Raw genomic sequence first — 18,254 nt, 5'->3', positions numbered from 1 at the left:
GTCACCGATGGTCAGTATTAAGCGACGACCACTCCTCGTTTCGTGAATGATCCACGACGAACCGCTCGCGGCGACCGTCACGTCGCTACGAACCGGCGAAACGGAGCCATCGACGTACCTCAACTCGCTCGAGGGACGAGTCGACCGCGTCGAACCCGAGATAGAAGCACTGCTCGACGAACCCGCTCGGTGGGATCGGCTGGGGCGCGAGGCGAGCGCGCTCGAAGCGCGCTTTCCCGACCCGGCGACCAGACCACCGCTGTACGGCGTTCCGGTCGGGGTGAAGGACATCTTCAACGTCGAGGGGTTCCCGACGGAAGCGGGCTCGACGGTCCCACCGGAGACGGTGACCGGCCCCGAGGCCGCAAGCGTGCGCGCGCTGCGGGATGCCGGTGCACTCGTACTGGGAAAGACCGTCACGACCGAGTTCGCCTACTTCGAGCCCGGCCCGACGCGCAACCCCCACGACACCGACCACACCCCCGGCGGATCGAGCAGCGGGTCGGCCGCGGCCGTCGCCGCCGGTCTCTGCCCGCTGGCGCTTGGCTCTCAGACGATCGGCTCGGTGATCCGTCCGGCCGCCTTTTGCGGGATCGTCGGGCTGAAGCCGACCTACGGGCGGATCCCCATCGGTGGCGTGCTTCCCGTCGCACCCTCCGTGGATCACGTCGGATTCTTCACGCAGGACGTCGCGGGCGCTCGGCTGGCCGCGAGCGTCCTCTACGAGCACTGGCGGCCCGAGAGTTCCCAGACGGTCGGCAAACCGACGCTGGGAGTGCCCGAGGGATCGTATCTCGAACAAACCGAAAGCAAAGCCCGCGAGGCCTTCGACGAGCAGGTCACTCGCCTCGAAGGGGCGGGCTACGAGGTCCGACGGGTGGATCCGGTAGGGGATATCGACGCGATCAACGCCCGCCATCAGCGCCTGGTGGCCGCCGAGACCGCCCTCTCGCACAGCGAACGCTTCGCCGAGTACGGGGATCGGTACGCCGAGGCGACCGCCGAGTTGATCCACGAGGGTCACGCGGTCGGCGTCGGTGATCTGTGCGAAGCGCGGACCGGACGGGGCGACCTCCGCGAGACCGTCGAGCGGACGATGAGCGAGGAGGGGGTCGACGTCTGGATCAGTCCGGGCGCACCGGGACCTGCCCCCGAAGGGATCGATACCACCGGGGATCCGGTGATGAACCTCCCGTGGACTCACAGCGGGCAACCCGCAATGGCCCTTCCCGCTGGCGAACTGGATGGCCTCCCGCTCGGCCTGCAGTGTGTCGCACGCTACGGCGAGGACGAGTCCCTCCTGAGCTGGGCCGACGGGATCGCGAGCGCGCTGTAGCCGTCGACCGGCGGTTTAAGCCCGACGACGACCCAGATCGGGTATGAAGACGATCAAGGACAGCGTTCACGACCACATCGAGGTCGGCGGGGTCGCCCGTGCGCTGCTGGACACCCCCCCGGTCCAGCGCCTGCGCCACATCAAACAGCTCGGAACCGTCTCCCTGGTGTATCCCTCCGCGAACCACACCCGGTTCGAGCATTCTCTGGGAGTGTATCACCTCGCCTGCGAGGCGCTCTCGCATATGAGGATCGAGGGCCGGGCCGCCGAACGGATTCGGGCCGCCGCGATCCTCCACGACGTCGGCCACGGCCCCTACAGCCACAACGTCGAGGACGTCATCGAGCGCCACACCGGCAAGTACCACGAGGACGTCGAGGGCGTGTTCGCCGACTCGGCGATCCCGGGGATCCTCCGAGAACACGACCTCGATCCCGACCGGGTGGCCGGGCTCATCCACGGCGAGGGCCAGTACGGCGGGCTGGTCTCGGGCGAACTCGACGTCGACCGGATGGACTATTTGGTGAGGGACGCCCACCACACCGGCGTGCCCTACGGCACGATCGACCACGGCCGACTCGTCCGAGAATTGCGGTTCGTCGACGGGGAACTCGTACTGGGCGAGGGCAACGTCCAGAGCGCCGAGAGCCTGCTGGTCGCCCGCGCGCTGATGAATCCCACCGTCTACAGCCACCATGTCGCCCGGATCGGCAAGTCGATGCTGCGGCGAGGGGCAGAACGCCTGATCGCGGCGGGGACGGTTCCCGAGACCCTCCGGAGGATGGACGACCACGACCTGCTGGTGGCGCTGCGAACCACCGAGAGTACGGCGCCGCTCGCCCGTCGGCTCGCCCACCGGGACCTGTTCAAGCGGGCGGTGTGGGCCGAGATGCGCGACGTCCCAAACGATCTGCTCGAACTCCCCCACGAGCGGATCGCGGAGTACGAGGAGACGATCGCCGACCGGGCGGGCGTCGACGCCGACGCGGTGGTCCTCGACGTGCCAGGGTATCCGAAGATGACCGAATCGAGCACCCGCGTCGTGGTTGGCGGGGAGATCCGCCGGCTGGACGAGCAGTCGCCGCTCGTGCGGACCCTGCGCCAGTCCCAGCTCAACCAGTGGCGACTCGGGGTGTACGCACCCGCAGACGACGCCGAACGGGTGGGTCACGCCACCGAAGCAGTACTGGGACTCGATACTGATGGAACGCTGATCAGCGATATGCGACCCGGCCTGCACACGACGCTGGATCGCTTCGGTGCGGGCGGGACCGAATAGCCGGGTTCAAATCCCGCGACCGTCAGGATCCCGTATGATCATCGAAGGGACCGTCCTCGGAGGTCCTGACTTTGCGCCGGTCGAGGGACGGGTCGTCTGCGAGGACGGGCGAATCACCGCAATCGAGGAGGAGCGGGTCGAGAGCGACCTGATCGTCGCGCCGGCGTTCGTCAACGCCCACACCCACATCGGGGATTCCATCGCCAAGGAAGCGGGACGGGGACTCACCTTGGAGGAACTCGTCGCCCCGCCAGACGGGCTGAAACACCGCCTACTCCGCGAGAGCGACCGCGGGGAGATGGTAGAGGCCATCAGGCGATCGATCCGGTTCATGCGCTCGGGCGGCGTGACGGCCTTCATGGACTTCCGCGAGGGCGGCGCCGACGGCGTTTCGGTCCTTCGGGAAGCGGCCGACGGACTTCCGGTGGATGCCTTCGCGATGGGGCGGGACGAACTGGCGGCCCTGGAGGTCGGCGACGGCTACGGCGCCAGCGGCGCCGCCGACGCGAATTTCGAACGCGAGCGCGAGGCTGCCCGCGAGGCGGGCAAGCCCTTCGGGATCCACGCCGGCGAGAACCGCACCGACGACATCGTGCCCGCGCTGGACCTCGAACCCGATTACCTCGTCCACATGGTCAACGCAAGCGAGGAGCACCTGGATCGCGTCGAGCGCGAGGGGATTCCCGTGGTGGGCTGTCCACGCGCCAACCTGGTCACGAACGTGGGCCTGCCACCCATCGAGGAGCTAGCGGGGCGAACGACCGTCGCGCTCGGCACGGACAACGTCATGCTCAACAGCCCCTCGATGTTCCGCGAGATGGAGTTCGCCGCCAAGTTCACCGATCTCGACGCGCCGGCAGTGTTGCGGATGGCGACCCGCGCGGGCGCGGAGATCGCGGGAATCGACGCCGGCACCATCGAGGAGGGCCGTGAGGCGCGCCTGCTCGTGCTCGACGGTGATTCGGACAACCTTTCCGGGGTTCGGGATCCGGTGCGGGCGGTCGTGCGCCGGGCAGGAATGGCGGACGTCAGCGAGGTGATCCACCCGGCGCAACACAGTTAAGGTCGGTGTGCGAACAGGGAGCACATGTACGACAGGGTTCTCGTTCCGACGGACGGGTCGGCCGGCGTCGAGCGCGCCATCGAACAGGCCGTAGCGCTCGCGGAGGTCCACGGGGCGACGATCCACGCCGTCTTCGTCGTCAACACCGCGAGCTTCGCGAGCCTCCCGATGGAGACCTCCTGGGAGGGCGTCAGCGACATGCTCCGAGAGGACGGCGAGACGGCGCTCGAACGCGTCCGGGAGATCGCCGCGGGACGGGGTGTTCCGGTCGAGACCGCCCTCATCGAGGGGACGCCCTCGAAGGAGGTCGTCCGCTACGCCGAGGAGGAGGGCTGTGACCTGATCGTCATGGGAACTCACGGCCGGGGTGGAATCGACCGCATACTGTTGGGAAGTGTCGCGGAACGCGTCGTCCGGGGTTCGCCGGTACCCGTCCTCACCGTCCGCGTCCGAGAAAAGGACCTCGAATAGCTCCGACCGCTTGACCGACCGCTCAGACCGGCCGGAGGTGCTCACAGTCCCCGGCGTGCACCCGGACCTCGCCCTCATCGGTTTCGATCACCAGCCTGCCGGGCGACTCGATGTCGAGGGCCTCGCCGACGACAGCCCCTCGGGAGGTCTCGACGCGCACCCGCTGGCCGAGCGTGATCGCGTGCTCGCGCCACCCGTCGAGGATCGCGTCAGGATCCCCTTTCAGGGTATCGAACTCCTCTATGACCCGCTGAACGAAGGCGCGCCGGTCGATGTCTCCCACCTGTTCGCGGACGCTGGTCGCGCCCTGGGGCAGGTCCTCGCTATCGACGTTGGCGTTGACGCCGATCCCACAGACGACCCACGAGACGCGGTCAGCCTCGCCCTCCATCTCGGTGAGGATCCCGACGAGTTTCTCGCCCGTGAACTCTAGGAGGATGTCGTTGGGCCACTTGATCCCCGCATCGACGCCCGCCTCGCGCAGCGCGCGGGTCGTCGCGACCGCGGCGGCGAGGGTGAGCAGGGGCGCCTCCATCGGCGCCATCTCGGGTCGGAGGACGACGCTCAGGTAGACGCCGCCGGACGGAGCGTTCCACGCCCGGTCGAGACGGCCCCGCCCGGCGGTCTGTTCGTTCGCGAGGACGACGACATCGGCGTCGCCAGCCTTCGCCAACTCCCGTGCGCGGGCGTTCGTGCTCGCGATGGCGTCGTGGTATTCGATCCGGTAGGGCGCCTCCAAGCCGTACTCGACGGCCGGACCACAGAAGTCGGGGACCGAGACGACCCGGTAGCCCGGTTCGCCGCTCTCGATCCCGAAACCGGCCTCGCGCAGTTCCTCGATCCGTTTCCAGACCGCAGTTCGCGAAACGCCCAGTTCGTCGGCGAGGTCGGGACCCGAAACCGGCCCGGTCGCCAGCGCGTCGAGGACCGCCTTCCGGCTCGTCATTCAGTCGATGACGACGAGCGTATCGCCCATGTCGACGCTCTCACCCTCGCCGACGAGCACCTGCGCGACGATCCCGCCCGAGGAGGCGACCACGTCGTTCTCCATTTTCATCGCTTCGAGCACGCAGAGGACGTCGCCGCTTTCGACCTCGTCGCCCTCCTCGACCTCGACCGAGAGGATGGTCCCTTGCATCTCGGCGGTGACCTCCTCGCCCTCAGCGGTGACCTCCTCGGCCCCCGCGTCGCTTCCCCCGGCCGGCTGGGGAGGCTGAGCGCCGCCGCCACCACCGCCCCCGCTTGCGACGGGCGCGCCGCGTTCTTCGAGATCGACCGCGAAGCGCTTGCCGTTGACTTCGACGGTGAACTCCCGGTGGACGACGTTCTCCTCGTCGCTTTCGCCGTCGGTTTCGCTGCCCCACTGTTTCTGTGCCTCCTCGATCCGGCTTCGGTCCATCTCGTCGTCGAGGTACTTCGTGGTGTGGGTCCCCTCGACGAACCGCTTATCCGAGAGCATCAGCCGGTGGAACGGGATCACCGTCACGACCCCCTCGATGTCGTATTCCCGGAGCGCGCGCAGGCTCCGGCTGATACACTCCTCGCGGTCGCTCGCGTGGACGATCAGCTTCCCGATCATCGAGTCGTAGTCGGTGACGATCGAGTCTCCCTGCCTGAGCGCGTCGTCCATGCGCACGCCGATCCCGCCCGGCGGGTCGTAGGTCGCCAGTTTCCCGCCGGTCGAGGGCGCGAACTCCTTGGCGGCGTTCTCGGCGTTGATCCGGAACTCCATGGCGTGGCCGTCGATCCCCACGTCGTCCTGCGCGAAGCCGATCTCCTCGCCGGCGGCGACCCGGAGCTGCCACTTGACGATGTCGATGCCCGTAATCTCCTCGGTGACGGTGTGTTCGACCTGGATTCGGGTGTTGACTTCGAGGAAGTAGAAGTTCGTCTCCGAGCCGAGGAGTTCGCCCGCCTCGCGCTCTACGTCCTCCTCGACGAGGAACTCGACGGTGCCGGCGTTAGTGTACTCGGCGGCACTCACCCCGCGGCGCGCGGCCTCCCCGATCTTCTCCCTGAGTTCGTTCGTCAGCGCCGGTGAGGGGCCTTCCTCGATGACCTTCTGGTGGCGGCGCTGGAGCGAGCAGTCACGCTCGCCGAGATGGCGAACGTTGCCGACGTGATCCGCGAGGATCTGGACCTCGATGTGGCGCGGGTTCTCGAGAAACCGCTCGATGTAAACCGAGTCGTTGTCGAAGTACGCCTCGCCCTCGCGTTTCGCACTTTGAAGCTGGTCTTCGGCTTCGTCGGGATCGTGGACGATCTTCATCCCGCGCCCGCCGCCGCCGCCCTCGGCCTTGATCGCGACGGGATAGCCGTGTTCGTCGCCGAACTCCCTGACCTCCTCGGGGTCGGTGACGGGGTCGGTCGTCCCGGGGACGATCGGCACGCCTGCCTCCTGCATGATCCGGCGGGCGTTGGTCTTCTCGCCGAGCTGTTCCATCGCGTGGCTCGTGGGCCCGATCCACGTGATGCCGTCCGCCTCCTCGACTTTCTCGGCGAATTCGGCGTTCTCGGCGAGGAAGCCGTAGCCCGGGTGGATCGCGTCGGCGTCGGCCTTCCGCGCGGCCTCTATCACCGCCTCGTGATCCAGATACGAGTCGGCCGCCCGTGCCGGCCCGATGTTGTACGCCTCGTCGGCGTACCGGACGTGACCCGAGTCCGTATCGGCCTCGCTGTAGACGGCGACCGTACTGACGTTCAGTTCCTCGCACGCACGCATGACGCGAACGGCGATCTCACCCCGATTCGCGACTAAGACTTTCCTAAACATTGTTGAACTATCTCCGAGTGGATTACCTCATTCTGTCGGTTCGGCCCGCTGCCGCCCATCGGTCGGTCGGCGCGCCGTTCGGTACCCGGACCCTCCGTCCGCTCAACCCCTCGATCCGGCCCGCGAACGTCCAGCGTTCGCCCTCCCAGGTCGGTTCGTGCTCGCCCCCGGTGGCCGCTTCCTGAGCGCGCAGGTGCGAGCCGATCGCCGCAGCGATCGCCGCGGCCTCGTCCTCGCTGGCGCTCTCGGGGATCGCAAGCGTGGCGTCGCCGTCGAGGCCGGGGTCGTCCTCGCTCATAGCGGGATGTTGCCGTGCTTTTTGTCCGGCCCCGACTCGCGTTTCGAACGCAGCAGTTCGAGGTCGTCGACGAGTCGCGAGCGGGTATCGGCGGGCTCGATCACGTCGTCGACGAACCCGCGATCAGCCGCCGTATAGGGGTTCGCGAACTCCTCTCTGTACTCGTCGATCAGCTCTTGGCGCCGTTTCTCGGTGTCCTCCGCCTCTTCGAGTTCCTGTCGGTAGAGGATGTTCACCGCGCCCTGTGGCCCCATCACCGCGATCTCGCTCGTGGGCCAGGCGTAGTTGACATCGGCCCCCAGATGTTTCGAGGCCATCACGCAGTAGGCTCCTCCATACGCCTTGCGGGTGATCACCGTCATCAACGGAACGGTGGCCTCCGAGTACGCGTACAGTAGTTTCGCGCCGTGGCGGATGATCCCCCGATGCTCTTGATCCGTACCGGGCATGTAGCCGGGAACGTCGACGAAGGTGAGGATCGGGATGTTGAAGGCATCACAAAAGCGGACGAACCGCGAGCCCTTCATGCTCGAATCCACGGTGAGCGTCCCGGCGTTCGCCCGTGGTTGGTTCGCGACCACGCCCACCGAATGGCCGTCGAGCCTCGAAAAGCCGACGACGATGTTCTTCGCGAACTCGGGGGCGACCTCGAAGAAGGCCCCCTCGTCGGTGATCCCGTCGATTACGTCGACCATGTCGTAGGGCTTCTGCGGGCTCTCGGGAACGATCCCGTTGAGTTCCTCGTCCCGGCGGTCGGGGTCGTCCCACGGTTCCACCCTCGGGGGGTCCTCGACGTTGTTCTGGGGAACGTAGGAGAGCAGGCGCTTGATGTCGTCGAGGGCGGCCTTCTCGGACTCAGCGGCGAACTGCGCGACGCCCGTCTTGTTCGCGTGGGTGCGCGCGCCGCCGAGTTCCTCCTGGGTGACCTCCTCGCCGGTGACCGTCTCGATCACGCCCGGGCCGGTGATGTACATGTGGCTCGTGTCCTTGACCATGAAGATGAAGTCGGTGATCGACGGGGAGTAGACCGCCCCGCCCGCACACGGCCCCATAATCCCGGAGATCTGCGGGACGACGCCGCTCGCTTTCTGGTTCCGGTGGAAGATCTCCGTGAAACCGGCGAGCGAAACGACACCCTCCTGGATGCGCGCGCCCGCGGAATCGTTCAGCCCGACGATGGGCGCGCCGACCTCCATGGCGGTGTCCATCACCTTGCAGATCTTCTCGGCGAACACCTCACCCAGCGAGCCTCCGAACACCGTAAAATCGTGGGCGAAGACGAACGTCTTTCTGCCGTTGACGTCGCCGTAGCCCGTCACGACGCCGTCGCCCAGGATCTTGCGTTCCTCCATGCCGAAGTTGTGGTTCCGGTGGGTTCGAAGCTGGTCGAACTCGTGGAAGGTCCCCTCGTCGAGGAAGTACTCGATGCGCTCTCTGGCGGTCATCTTGCCCTTCCCGTGTTGGGATTCGATCCGGTCCTCGCCGCCGCCGAATTCGGCTTCCGCCTTCAGATCGCGGAGTTCCTCGATCTCGTCGTCGTTGGTCACGGCCACCACCATCCGTCACGATTCAGCATACGCCAACCCATTACGGACGCCGACAAAAACGTTCCGCAGGTCGATCGAGTGCGTCCATCGCGAGAACGCCGCCGAGCCCGAACCGTTCGGGATCGCTTCCGGACCGACCTATTGGAGCGGTCCGGGGACGATGTAGTAGCCCGTATCGGGCGTGAGAAACAGGTCGTTGAAGTTGAGCGCGACGATGAGGAGGACGACGAGGAGGACGAACGTCCGGAGCATCCACAGCCACGTCGTCCCGGCGCTCGTCAGGTTCGATCCCCGACGGAGTTCAGCGACCGCCTCGTCGCCCATGATCCAGCCGACGAACACGACGACTGCGAGCACCGCGATCGGCAGGAAGAAGGTGACGCCGATCCCGTCGAACCAGTCGAGCCACGCGGTATCGAGCGCCGAGGGGATTCCAAGCAGGAATCCGGCGAGTCCGAGACCGATAGCGGCCGGCGCGCGCGATATTCCGAAGGTGTCGACGGCGTAGGCGACGACGGCTTCGAGCAGGCTGATCGCAGAAGACAGCGCCGCGATGAAGACGACGGCGAAGAAGACGACCCCGATGAGTTGCCCGAGAAGCCCACCGCCGGGCAGTTCGGCGAGCGCCGTCGGAATCGCGATGAAGACGGCACCGGCACCACCCTCGCCCGGCGGAACGCCCTGTGCGAACAAAAGCGGCAGGACGACCAGCCCCGCGAGCACCCCCACGAAGGTGTTCGTGACCGCGATGGCGAGACCGTCCGCAAAGAGGCTGTCGTCACGGCCGAGGTACGACGCGTACGTAATCATCACGGAAAAACCGAGTGAGAGCGAAAAGAGCGCCTGACCGAACGCCGCCGGAAGGATCGACTGCCAGTTCTCGGCGACCACACCGAAATCCGGCGAGAGGAAGAAGGCGTAGCCCTCGCCCGCGCCGGGGAGCGTGGCCGCAAAACCCGCGAGCACGAGCAACAGGACGACGATGCTCGGAACCATGAACTTCGTGGCGAGTTCGATCCCGCGTTCGATCCCGAAGGCGACGATGCCGATGGTGACCGCGATGAAGATTGCGTGGGTGAGGATCGCGGGAAGACCGGCCGAGACAGCGCCGAAGTAGCTCTCGGGGGCCGCGAGCGCGTTGCCGGTGACGCTGCCGGCTACGTACCGGGTGACCCAGCCGCCGACGACGCTGTAGTACGACAGCGTCCAGAACGACGCGAGGATACCGATCGCGCCGACGAACCGCCAACTCGGGCGATCGAGGGTGCGAAACGCCTTGACGGCGTCGACGTTTGCCCGTCGTCCGATCGCGAACTCCGCGAGGATCACCGGGATGCCGATCAACAACACCGCCGCGAGGTAGACGACCAGAAAGGCCGCCCCGCCGTTTGCCGAGGTCTGGAACGGGAACCGCCAGATGTTGCCCAGACCGACCGCGCTGCCGACGGCGGCCAGGATGAACCCCGTCCTGGTCGCCCACGTCTCTCGTTGTGACATGGGGCCATCATTCGCACCCCTGGTTATAAACCCACCGATACATGAAAGCAAATGACATGATTTCTTCCCACTCAGAAGCGAATCGAATCGCCGTCAAGCGGAGGAATGTGATCCGAAGACGCTCGTGGGCGGCCCAAACACTCCGGGAAAGCGAGGGGATCAGGCCTCGCCGTAGACCGGGATCGCCGCGCCGCTCGTGGGTTCCGTCGCGTCGCTACAGAGGACGAGAAACACCTCGGCGATGGCGGCGGGGTTGACCCATTCGTCTTTGGGATCCATCATCTCGCGGTTCGCGGGCGTGTCGATCACGCTCGGCATGACGCAGTTGGCGCGCACGGTCCCTTTGTTCTCCGCCGCGAGCGTCTCGGTCAGGAGCCTGATTCCGGCTTTGGACATCCGGTAGGGCCCGTCGCCCTTGCCGCCTTCGAGGGAGGCACGGGCCGACACCGAGACGATCGCACCCTCGGTCTCTCTGAGGTGTGAGAGGGCGTGTTTCGAGGCGAGGAAGGCGCTCTTACAGTTCACGTTCATCAGCATCTCGAACTCGCTCACGTCCGTCTCGTCGATCGGTTGGCCGCCCGCCCACGTGCCGGCGACGTTCGCCAGATAGTCGAGACGGCCCGCCGAGTCGACGACGGCCTCCACGACGCGCTCGACGTCGGCCTCGTCGGTGAGGTCCCCACGATGGAACTCGGCGAGGTCGGGATCGAGCAGCGAGTCCTCGCTTTCGACGTCGATCACGTCGGTTGCGTGGACGCTCGCGCCCGCGGCGTCGAACGCCTCACAGACCGCACTGCCGAGCGCGCCACACGCGCCGGTCACCAGTACCGCTCGCCCGTCGAAGTCGAATGTCACGGACATGTCGCCCGATTCGACGGCCACCTCGATAAAGCCGACCGGTGAGCCCAGAGGTCAAACGCCCGATTCGGCGAATCCCGGGATCTGACCTGTTCGACGGCCGATACCGGCGGACGAACGACAAGCTACTTGCCGGTCGCCCTCGATGGGCGAGTATGACGCAGACCTCGCACTCCGTCACACCGGGAGGGATAGGGGAGGACGAGAAGGGCCCGGTGACGGTGTTGCTCCGTGGACCCTCCGAGGAGACGTGGGGACCGATCTGGGACCAGCGGGACCCGCGGGCGATGAACGTGCTCGCGATCACGACTCGCCTCGACCCGCTTGAGTGGGTCGACGCCTGCGAGCAGCAGCTCGGCGAACTGCCGGTCAAGACCGGGGCGATCCGGATCGGGACGCCGATCGATCCGGCGACGCCCGAGCGGCCGACCCACGAGACGGTCGACCTCCCGCTGACGGCGGTCGAGCGCCCGAGCGATCTCGCCGAACTCTACACCGCGATCAACCTGTACATCACCGAGTGGCTCCACACCGACCAGCAGACGGTGATCTGGCTCGAATCGCTGACGCCGGTGATCGAACACGTCGGTGCCAAGCGTACGATCTCCTTTATCGAGGCGCTCACCGAACGCCTCCGCATGACAGGTGCGGTCGCCTACGCGCGAGTCGACCCGCGGGATCACGACGACCACACGCTCTCGCTGATCGGGAACGCGTTCGATCGGGTCGTCGAGACCGAAGGGAAGGCGGCGATCACCGCCGATTCACGAGAGGAGCGGGTGTTGCGGGCGTTGCGAACGGCGGGCGAACTCTCGGTCGAGACGATCGCCGGGCGGGTCGCCGCGAGCGAGAACGCCCACCATCCCGAGGGTCGCGACCTCGCGAACGCGCGACTCGTCGAGATCGACCTCTATCACGCGTGGCTACCGAAGATGGCCGATTCCGGCCTGATAGACGTCGACTGGGAGGCGCGGATCGTCGAACTCGCGGTCGAACCGACGCGCGTCGACGCGCTTCTCGCCTGGAGGGACAGACGCGAGGACTAGGCCCATGTCACAGGATGACCCCATCGGCCGATCGGACGACGACTGTGAGGGACGCAGCGTCTATGAGACGCACCACCCGCCCGCGTCCGATACCTCGCCAGTCGTCTCCGTCGCCGCGGCCATCGCCGCCGCGCGGGACACGGCCCCGATGGATCTGGTTCCGCCGCTGGAATCGGTCATCGACACCGACTCGCTTCGGTCGCAGTTCGAGGAACCGGCCGACGACCTCTTTTCGTTCCGGTATAAGGACTGTCTGATCGAGATCGACGACACCGGCGGGATCGTCGTCGAGACCGATCGTCCACGCCGACCGAAACGCGACGTCCCGGACCGGATTCGCCGGCTCGTCATGGACCGGTACATCCCGGGAACCGGAACCGAACAGACCGAACGCCGACAGGCGATACTCGCCGCCTACACCTACCTCAGAAACCAAGGCAGCGCCCGCCGGAGCGACTTCATCCGCGAGGTCTATCCCTGTTATCCGGGCGAGTACGCGATCCCCGAGGGCGGCTGGTGGGAGACCGTCGTCAAGCCCGGGCTGAGTGCCTGTCCCGACGTCGCGAAGGGCAACGCGATGTGGTACTACGTCGGCGACTGAGGGGAGTCTCGCTTGATCGCCGAGAGCCGACGGGGAGTCCGCTACGGCTCGATCACCAGTTTTCCGAGGAAGCTCTCGTTCATCACCGCACGCTGGGCCTCGCCTGCCTCCTCCACGGGGTAACTCCGCTCGACGCGGATCGCCAACTCCTCGCGCTCCATGAGCCGGGCGATCCGTTCGAGGCGGGCCGAGAGGTCGGGTGTGTTGAACATGCTCATGAGCTGCACGCGTAGTTCCTTCGCGCGGGCGGCGGGCACGTTCTCCCAGCCCGCTTGCGGTTGCGTGTTCCCGATCCCGACGATCCGCGCGCCCTGTTGGGCGACCGCCGCGTCGAAGTCGAGGTACTCGTCAAGACGGTGATCGAGGATCACCGCGGGTTCGTACTCTCCGACGGCTTCTTCGAGGTCCTCGTCCCGGTAGTCGAAGACGGCGTCCGCACCGAAGTCTCTCAGGTCGTCGTGATAGTCGGGCGAGGCGGTGGTCACGACCTCCGCACCGGTCGCCGCGGCGAGGCCGACGGCGGCGTGGCCCACCCCGCCGGAACCGCCGTGGATCAGGCAGGTCTCGGCGGGTTCGAGTTCCGCGTGATCGATCAGCGCGCGCCACGCGGTGACGGCGGCCACGCCTGCCCCGCCGCCGCCGGCGAAGTCGACGTTCTCGGGCAGATGGGCGACCCTGTCGGTCGGGACGAGCACGTACTCGGCGTAGGTGCCCTGATGATCCCTGCCGAGGCCGGTGCCGAAGACTCGATCGCCGGCCTCGAAGCCGGGCGTCCAGTCGCCCGCCCCCTCGACGACGCCCGCGAAATCCGACCCGGGCGTCATCGGCAGTTCGTAGGGCTCGTAGGATCCCTCCCGGAAGTAGGTGTCGACGGGGTTAACCCCCGCGGCCGCGACCCGCACGAGCAGTTCGTGCCCGCCCGGTTCGGGTCGGTCCACGTCGTCTACAGTCAGTACCTCGGGGCCGCCGTGCTCGTGGTATCGTACCGCACGCATACGGGGGAGTCGCGCTCGGACGACAAAACCCTACTCCTCAGTCCGTCAGCCCGTAGCCCCGTGCGAACATGGCGATATCGAGCGCGACCACGCCGATCGTCAGCCCCGAGAGCACCGCGAGCGCGGTGTTCGGGTCGACGTCGGAGTAGCCCAGAAAGCCATATCTGACGCCGTTGACCATGTAGACCATCGGGTTCAACAGCGAGACCGTTCTCCAGAGCGACGGCAGGATCTCGAGCGAGTAGAAGACGCCGCCGAAGAAGACCAATGGTCGAAGAATGAACTGGTTCATCACCGTGAGGTGGTCGAAGTCCTTCGCCACCAACCCGCCGACGACCCCGAGGGCGGCAAACAGCAGCGAGACGACGAGCATGAACGCGACGAGGTAGAACGGCTGTTCGACCCCCACGGGAGTGAAAAACGCGCCGATGACCGCGATGATGACCCCGACGACGATCCCTCTCGACGCACTGGAGAGGACGTAGGCGAGCACCATCTCGGTATAGGACAGCGGCGAGGTGATCGTCTCGTGGATGTACTCGTTCCACCGGCCGTGGAAGATCGAAAACGAGGCGTTCTCGAAGGCGTTCGAGATCGCCCCCAGAACCACGAGTCCGGGCAGGAGAAACAGGATGTAGGAAAAGCCCTGGATCTCCTGGATGCGCGTCCCGAGGATGACGCCGAACACCGAGAAATAGAGCACGTTCGTGATCATCGGCGGGAGGAACGTGTTCCAAGGCCGCCGGACGAACCGCTGGACCTCGCGTTCGAGCAGCGTATAGAACCGGGCCGAAACCGGGTTTTCGACCATCAGCGGGCCTCCCCCGCGAGACGGGCGGGTTCGTCGGCCGTGCCGTCCTCGCCGGTGCCGTCACCGTCGGGCTCGTCACTCCCGCGTTGGCCTTCGGTGAGTTCGACGAAAATCTCTTCGAGTGATGTACGCGAGATGTCGATGTCGGTGATCTCGTGGCCCCTGTCTTCGAGCGCGTTGAGCAGTCGCGGGGCGACCCGTCCGCCGCTGCCCGCCACCCGGACGGCCAGCCGATCGTCCTCCAGTCGGGTGTCCTCGACTTCCGAGAGCCCGTCGAGAGGCGGCGCGCTCGCCGGTGGATCGCGCAGTTCGACGGTGATGGTATCACTGCCCCGCTCGGTGAGTTCCTCGGGTGTGGCGACCGTCACCTTCCGGCCCGAATCCATGATCGCGACCCGGTCACAGAGGCGTTCAGCCTCCTCGATGTAGTGGGTCGTCAGCAGGATCGTCGTCCCCTCGTCGTTCAGCCGGTTGATCACCTCCCAGAGGTCGTGGCGGAGTTGGACGTCGACGCCCGCGGTCGGTTCGTCCAGAATGAGGAGGTTCGGCTCGGTTACGATCGCCCGTGCGAGGAGCAGGCGGCGTTTCATCCCGCCCGAGAGCCAGTCGAAACGGGTGTTTCGCTTGTCGTAGATCCCGACGAGCTTGAGCGCCTCGTCGGCCCGGCGCTCGCGTTCGGCCTCGCTCACGCCGTGATAGCCCGCCTTGTGCATCAGTACTTCGCGGATCGGGAAGAACCGGTCGACGTTGAACTCCTGTGGGGCCAGTCCGATGCTGTCGCGCACCTCGCGGTACTCGTCCTCAACGTCGTTGCCGAAGACCGTCACCTCGCCGCCGGTCTTTCGCACGAGTCCGACGAGCGTGTTGATAAAGGTCGTTTTGCCCGCACCGTTCGGCCCGAGGAGGCCGAAGAACTCCCCCTGTTCGACCGAGAGATTCAGACCGTCGAGCGCCCGGACGTCGCCGTAGTCCTTCTCGAGATCCGTTGCGTCTATCGCCAATGTCATTGTCGGACGGACGTGCTCGCGACGATAAAGCGCGACGGATGCGGAAGCCTACTCGAGATAGCCCAGATCCGTCAGTCGGTCCTCGACGTTTCCGTCGGTGGTCGTCCCTCGCACTCCCTTCCTCCGGTCGGGGTAGGCCATCTCGTCGGTCGGCGCGACCAGCGAAAGGGGGTCGCCGTCCATCCGGTCGCTTCTGGGCACGCCGAGCGCCGAGAGGACCGTCGGCGCGATATCGAGGAGGTGTGCCCCCGAGAGGTCCGCATCGGCGTCGATCCCCGGCCCGCTCGCCATCACGACGCCTTCGAGTTTATGGTTCCACGGCTCGGACGGGGGGACGAAGAGGTCCTCACGGAGTTGGGCCGAGAGGAAGTAGTTCCAATCGTTGGGCACGGTCATGACGTCGACGGCCCGATCGACGTTCGGCCCCTCGAAGTACTCTTCGACGCGCGCGACGTCCTCGAAGACCGGTTCGCCGTCCGGGGCTTCGACGCCCGACAGGAGCTCGATCAGTTCCTCGCGGAGGTCCTCGTACTCCTCGGGGGAGACGCCACCCTCCGGATCGCGCCCCTTGAGGTTGATCCGAACGCCCGTCTCGACGCGCGAGCGCATGTACGCCCGCGATCGGGTGAAGTCGACCTGTTCGTCCGACGCCTTGACGATCCCTGCCGGCGCGTAGCGCTTCGCGAGGTCGGCGAGCCCGACGGTTTCGAGGGCGCGACCGATCCGGCGGGTGGTGAGCCCGAAGTTCGCAGCGGTCGCGACCCCGCGTTCGAGCATCGTCGGCTGGCGTTCAGTGGTCTCCTCGCCCTTCCTGAGCGACTGCTCGCGCATCGTCTGCCAGGAGGGCATCCCCGCGGCGTTACGGGTCGTCTCGATGTAGCCGTGATCCCTGAGGAACGTGTTCAGCCGGAACTCCCATCCCTCGTACTTCCCGAGGCCATGATCGCTCACGAGAAGGGCGACGTTCGGGTCGGTGGCCTTGAGGATGCGATCGATCTCGCGGTCGACCGCCTCGTAGATCTCCGCGACGAGTTCCTCCTCGTAGCCGTACTGGTGAAAGACCGTGTCCGTGACCTGAAACTGGACGAATCCGAAGTCAGGCTCGAACTGCTCGACGAGATAGAGAAAGGCGTCGCTTCGCATCCCGACCGACTCGACGTACTCCTCGAAGGCCTCGGCCTCGCCGCCCGGCGTCGGGTACACCGTGTACTCGCCGATCGCCTCGCGAACCTCCTTCAAGATCCCCTTGGGATGGGAGGGCGGGTTCTCGGGGGCTGTAAAGCCCGGTATCACTGCGCCGTCGATTTCGCTAGGCGGGTAGGTCATCGGGACGTTGACGACGACGCTTCGGCGGTCGTGATGGTCGAGGAGCTCCCACAGCGAGTGTTCGTCGACGGCGTTCGCGTTCGCCACGCCCCAGTCGTAACCGTCGTATGTCAGGAAATCGAAAACGCCATGTTTGCCGGGGTTCGTCCCGGTGTACAGCGAGGGCCACGCGCTCGCTGTCCAGGGCGGTATCTGCGATTCGAGCGTCCCGCTCGGGCCGCTTTCCCAGATCGACTGGATCGTCGGCACCCGATCTGCTTCGAACAACGGTTCGAGTATCCCCTCGCTACAGGCGTCGATACCGATCAGCAGCGTATCGACGTTCCCACCACGGTCCAGTGACATTGCAACCGGGGTGCTCTACGCACGGTTCCCGCCTTATTATAGATCTGCTAACTGTCATATTAGTTGACGTGAACGCCTCGTTAGCGGATCGATAACATACGAATGGAGATGTGTTATACCCGGTTTCAATCACCGGATCATTCACTAGCTATCCGATTAACGTATACGATAATCGGTTCGGTACGGTGAGAAACCGCACGGGCATTTCGACGGATGACACGTCGGATAGCGTGGCATCCTGTCGGTGGGATGGACTGTGAGCTCTTTGCCCGGAGAGGACCTACGAGACGTATGGAAGAAGACGATCGATTCGACCCCGAGACACACGACGCACGGGAGGTCGCGGCGAAGGCCGGAGCGGAACCGACGGAGTTCCTCTCGTTGCTTCCCCATTACTACCGGGGAGAGGTGGGACAGATGTCGAAGCGTCTGGATCGCCTCGACCTGACGACCGACTGGGCCATCGCCGTCATCGCCGCCGTCCTCTCGCTGTCGTTCGCCTCGGTGGACAGCCCGCCATACTTCCTGTTGATCGGCATGTTCGCCCTATCGGTCTTTCTCGTCTTCGACATCAGACGCTATCGTTCGACGCCACGCGATCCCGGGTTCGGATGATCGAGGAGAACGTCTTCGCCAACGCGTTCAACCCCGAGAGTTCGATCCGGCGGGAGTGGCGGACCGAACTCGCCGACGACCTGCGCAATCCCACGTTGAAGGTCTCGACACGGGAGGCGATAACGCGGCGGTTGCGGCGCGTCTACTTCCTGTTGTTGAGCGTGTTACTTCTGGCGTGGCTGTTTCGGATCAGCCTGTTCGTTCCGGGCGAGCGGTGGGTCGAAACCGCGGCGATGCCGGGCGTGCCGGGAACGGTCGTGGTCGGGGTAGTCGTGCTGTACTACGTCGTCGCCCTCGTACTGACGGCGTGGCCGTCCTCCCGGCAGGCCAAAGGCGAATACCACGGCGTAGAGGCCGGCGATTGGAAGGACGACGAGTGATCTCGT

Annotated in this window: 16 protein-coding genes and 1 pseudogene; 7 read left to right on the top strand and 10 right to left on the bottom strand. The window is 66.1% G+C overall.

The features are described 5' to 3' along the window. Positions 1 to 46: 46 nt before the first annotated feature. The 4 genes from HAPAU_RS08050 to HAPAU_RS08035 are packed head-to-tail and all read left to right on the top strand — an operon-like array spanning position 47 to position 4,149. Positions 47 to 1,336, top strand: coding sequence for an amidase (locus tag HAPAU_RS08050; protein ID WP_066381400.1), 1,290 nt, complete (start codon positions 47 to 49; stop codon positions 1,334 to 1,336). A 43-nt stretch (positions 1,337 to 1,379) separates the two neighbouring features. Then, entirely contained in the window at positions 1,380 to 2,615 is a 1,236-nt protein-coding gene (locus HAPAU_RS08045; protein WP_066381398.1) for an HD domain-containing protein, read from the top strand. Positions 2,616 to 2,649: 34 nt separating this feature from the next. Continuing rightward, complete coding sequence (locus HAPAU_RS08040; RefSeq protein ID WP_066381396.1) at positions 2,650 to 3,678, top strand: amidohydrolase family protein; 1,029 nt, start codon at positions 2,650 to 2,652, stop codon at positions 3,676 to 3,678. A gap of 24 nt (positions 3,679 to 3,702) precedes the next feature. After that, positions 3,703 to 4,149 (top strand): universal stress protein, encoded by a 447-nt coding sequence (locus tag HAPAU_RS08035; RefSeq protein WP_066381395.1) that lies wholly within the window; start codon positions 3,703 to 3,705, stop codon positions 4,147 to 4,149. Between the two features lie 22 nt (positions 4,150 to 4,171). On the opposite strand, the gene HAPAU_RS08030 is transcribed toward HAPAU_RS08035, so the two are convergent. From HAPAU_RS08030 to HAPAU_RS08005, 6 genes are all read right to left on the bottom strand, one after another. Then, positions 4,172 to 5,095 (bottom strand): biotin--[acetyl-CoA-carboxylase] ligase, encoded by a 924-nt coding sequence (locus HAPAU_RS08030; RefSeq protein ID WP_066381393.1) that lies wholly within the window; start codon positions 5,093 to 5,095, stop codon positions 4,172 to 4,174. Then, on the bottom strand, positions 5,096 to 6,922 hold the full coding sequence (locus HAPAU_RS08025; protein ID WP_066381391.1) for an acetyl-CoA carboxylase biotin carboxylase subunit: 1,827 nt from the start codon (positions 6,920 to 6,922) through the stop codon (positions 5,096 to 5,098). It abuts the gene before it with no gap. A gap of 22 nt (positions 6,923 to 6,944) precedes the next feature. Beyond that, positions 6,945 to 7,220 carry an acc operon protein gene (locus HAPAU_RS08020; RefSeq protein WP_066381389.1) on the bottom strand — a complete coding sequence of 92 codons (276 nt, stop codon included), beginning with the start codon at positions 7,218 to 7,220 and terminating at the stop codon, positions 6,945 to 6,947. Then, complete coding sequence (locus tag HAPAU_RS08015) at positions 7,217 to 8,779, bottom strand: acyl-CoA carboxylase subunit beta (RefSeq protein ID WP_066381387.1); 1,563 nt, start codon at positions 8,777 to 8,779, stop codon at positions 7,217 to 7,219. The genes HAPAU_RS08020 and HAPAU_RS08015 overlap by 4 nt, the downstream gene beginning before the upstream one ends. Positions 8,780 to 8,905: 126 nt before the next feature. After that, on the bottom strand, positions 8,906 to 10,264 hold the full coding sequence (locus HAPAU_RS08010) for a sodium-dependent transporter (protein WP_066381385.1): 1,359 nt from the start codon (positions 10,262 to 10,264) through the stop codon (positions 8,906 to 8,908). Positions 10,265 to 10,423: 159 nt separating this feature from the next. Continuing rightward, positions 10,424 to 11,125: an SDR family NAD(P)-dependent oxidoreductase gene (locus HAPAU_RS08005; RefSeq protein WP_066381973.1), complete on the bottom strand. Its 702-nt coding sequence runs from the start codon at positions 11,123 to 11,125 to the stop codon at positions 10,424 to 10,426. Between the two features lie 152 nt (positions 11,126 to 11,277). Here HAPAU_RS08005 and HAPAU_RS08000 point away from each other — a divergent pair, with 152 nt between their 5' ends. Then, positions 11,278 to 12,168: a DUF7504 family protein gene (locus tag HAPAU_RS08000; protein ID WP_066381383.1), complete on the top strand. Its 891-nt coding sequence runs from the start codon at positions 11,278 to 11,280 to the stop codon at positions 12,166 to 12,168. A gap of 4 nt (positions 12,169 to 12,172) precedes the next feature. Then, positions 12,173 to 12,769 (top strand): HalOD1 output domain-containing protein, encoded by a 597-nt coding sequence (locus HAPAU_RS07995; protein WP_066381380.1) that lies wholly within the window; start codon positions 12,173 to 12,175, stop codon positions 12,767 to 12,769. Between the two features lie 41 nt (positions 12,770 to 12,810). Here HAPAU_RS07995 and HAPAU_RS07990 read toward each other — a convergent pair whose 3' ends face one another. Genes HAPAU_RS07990 through HAPAU_RS07975 form a run of 4 tightly spaced genes read right to left on the bottom strand, consistent with a single transcriptional unit; the run spans position 12,811 to position 17,253 of the window. Continuing rightward, the gene (locus HAPAU_RS07990) at positions 12,811 to 13,764 is read right to left on the bottom strand and encodes an NADPH:quinone reductase (protein WP_066381378.1); all 954 of its coding nucleotides are present in this window, start codon (positions 13,762 to 13,764) and stop codon (positions 12,811 to 12,813) included. A gap of 37 nt (positions 13,765 to 13,801) precedes the next feature. Next, entirely contained in the window at positions 13,802 to 14,575 is a 774-nt protein-coding gene (locus HAPAU_RS07985; RefSeq protein ID WP_066381377.1) for an ABC transporter permease, read from the bottom strand. Further along, on the bottom strand, positions 14,575 to 15,582 hold the full coding sequence (locus HAPAU_RS07980; protein ID WP_066381375.1) for an ABC transporter ATP-binding protein: 1,008 nt from the start codon (positions 15,580 to 15,582) through the stop codon (positions 14,575 to 14,577). The genes HAPAU_RS07985 and HAPAU_RS07980 overlap by 1 nt, the downstream gene beginning before the upstream one ends. 48 nt (positions 15,583 to 15,630) lie before the next feature. Next, positions 15,631 to 17,253 (bottom strand): alkaline phosphatase family protein, encoded by a 1,623-nt coding sequence (locus HAPAU_RS07975; RefSeq protein ID WP_211263541.1) that lies wholly within the window; start codon positions 17,251 to 17,253, stop codon positions 15,631 to 15,633. 291 nt (positions 17,254 to 17,544) lie between these two features. Between HAPAU_RS07975 and HAPAU_RS22880 the strand changes: the two are divergent. After that, a pseudogene (locus HAPAU_RS22880) lies at positions 17,545 to 18,248 on the top strand (DUF2270 domain-containing protein). The last annotated feature ends 6 nt before the right edge of the window (positions 18,249 to 18,254 follow it).

This window comes from Halalkalicoccus paucihalophilus, from assembly GCF_001593955.1.
Lineage (GTDB): Archaea > Halobacteriota > Halobacteria > Halobacteriales > Halalkalicoccaceae > Halalkalicoccus > Halalkalicoccus paucihalophilus.
This window is presented reverse-complemented; position numbering and strand designations above follow the sequence as displayed.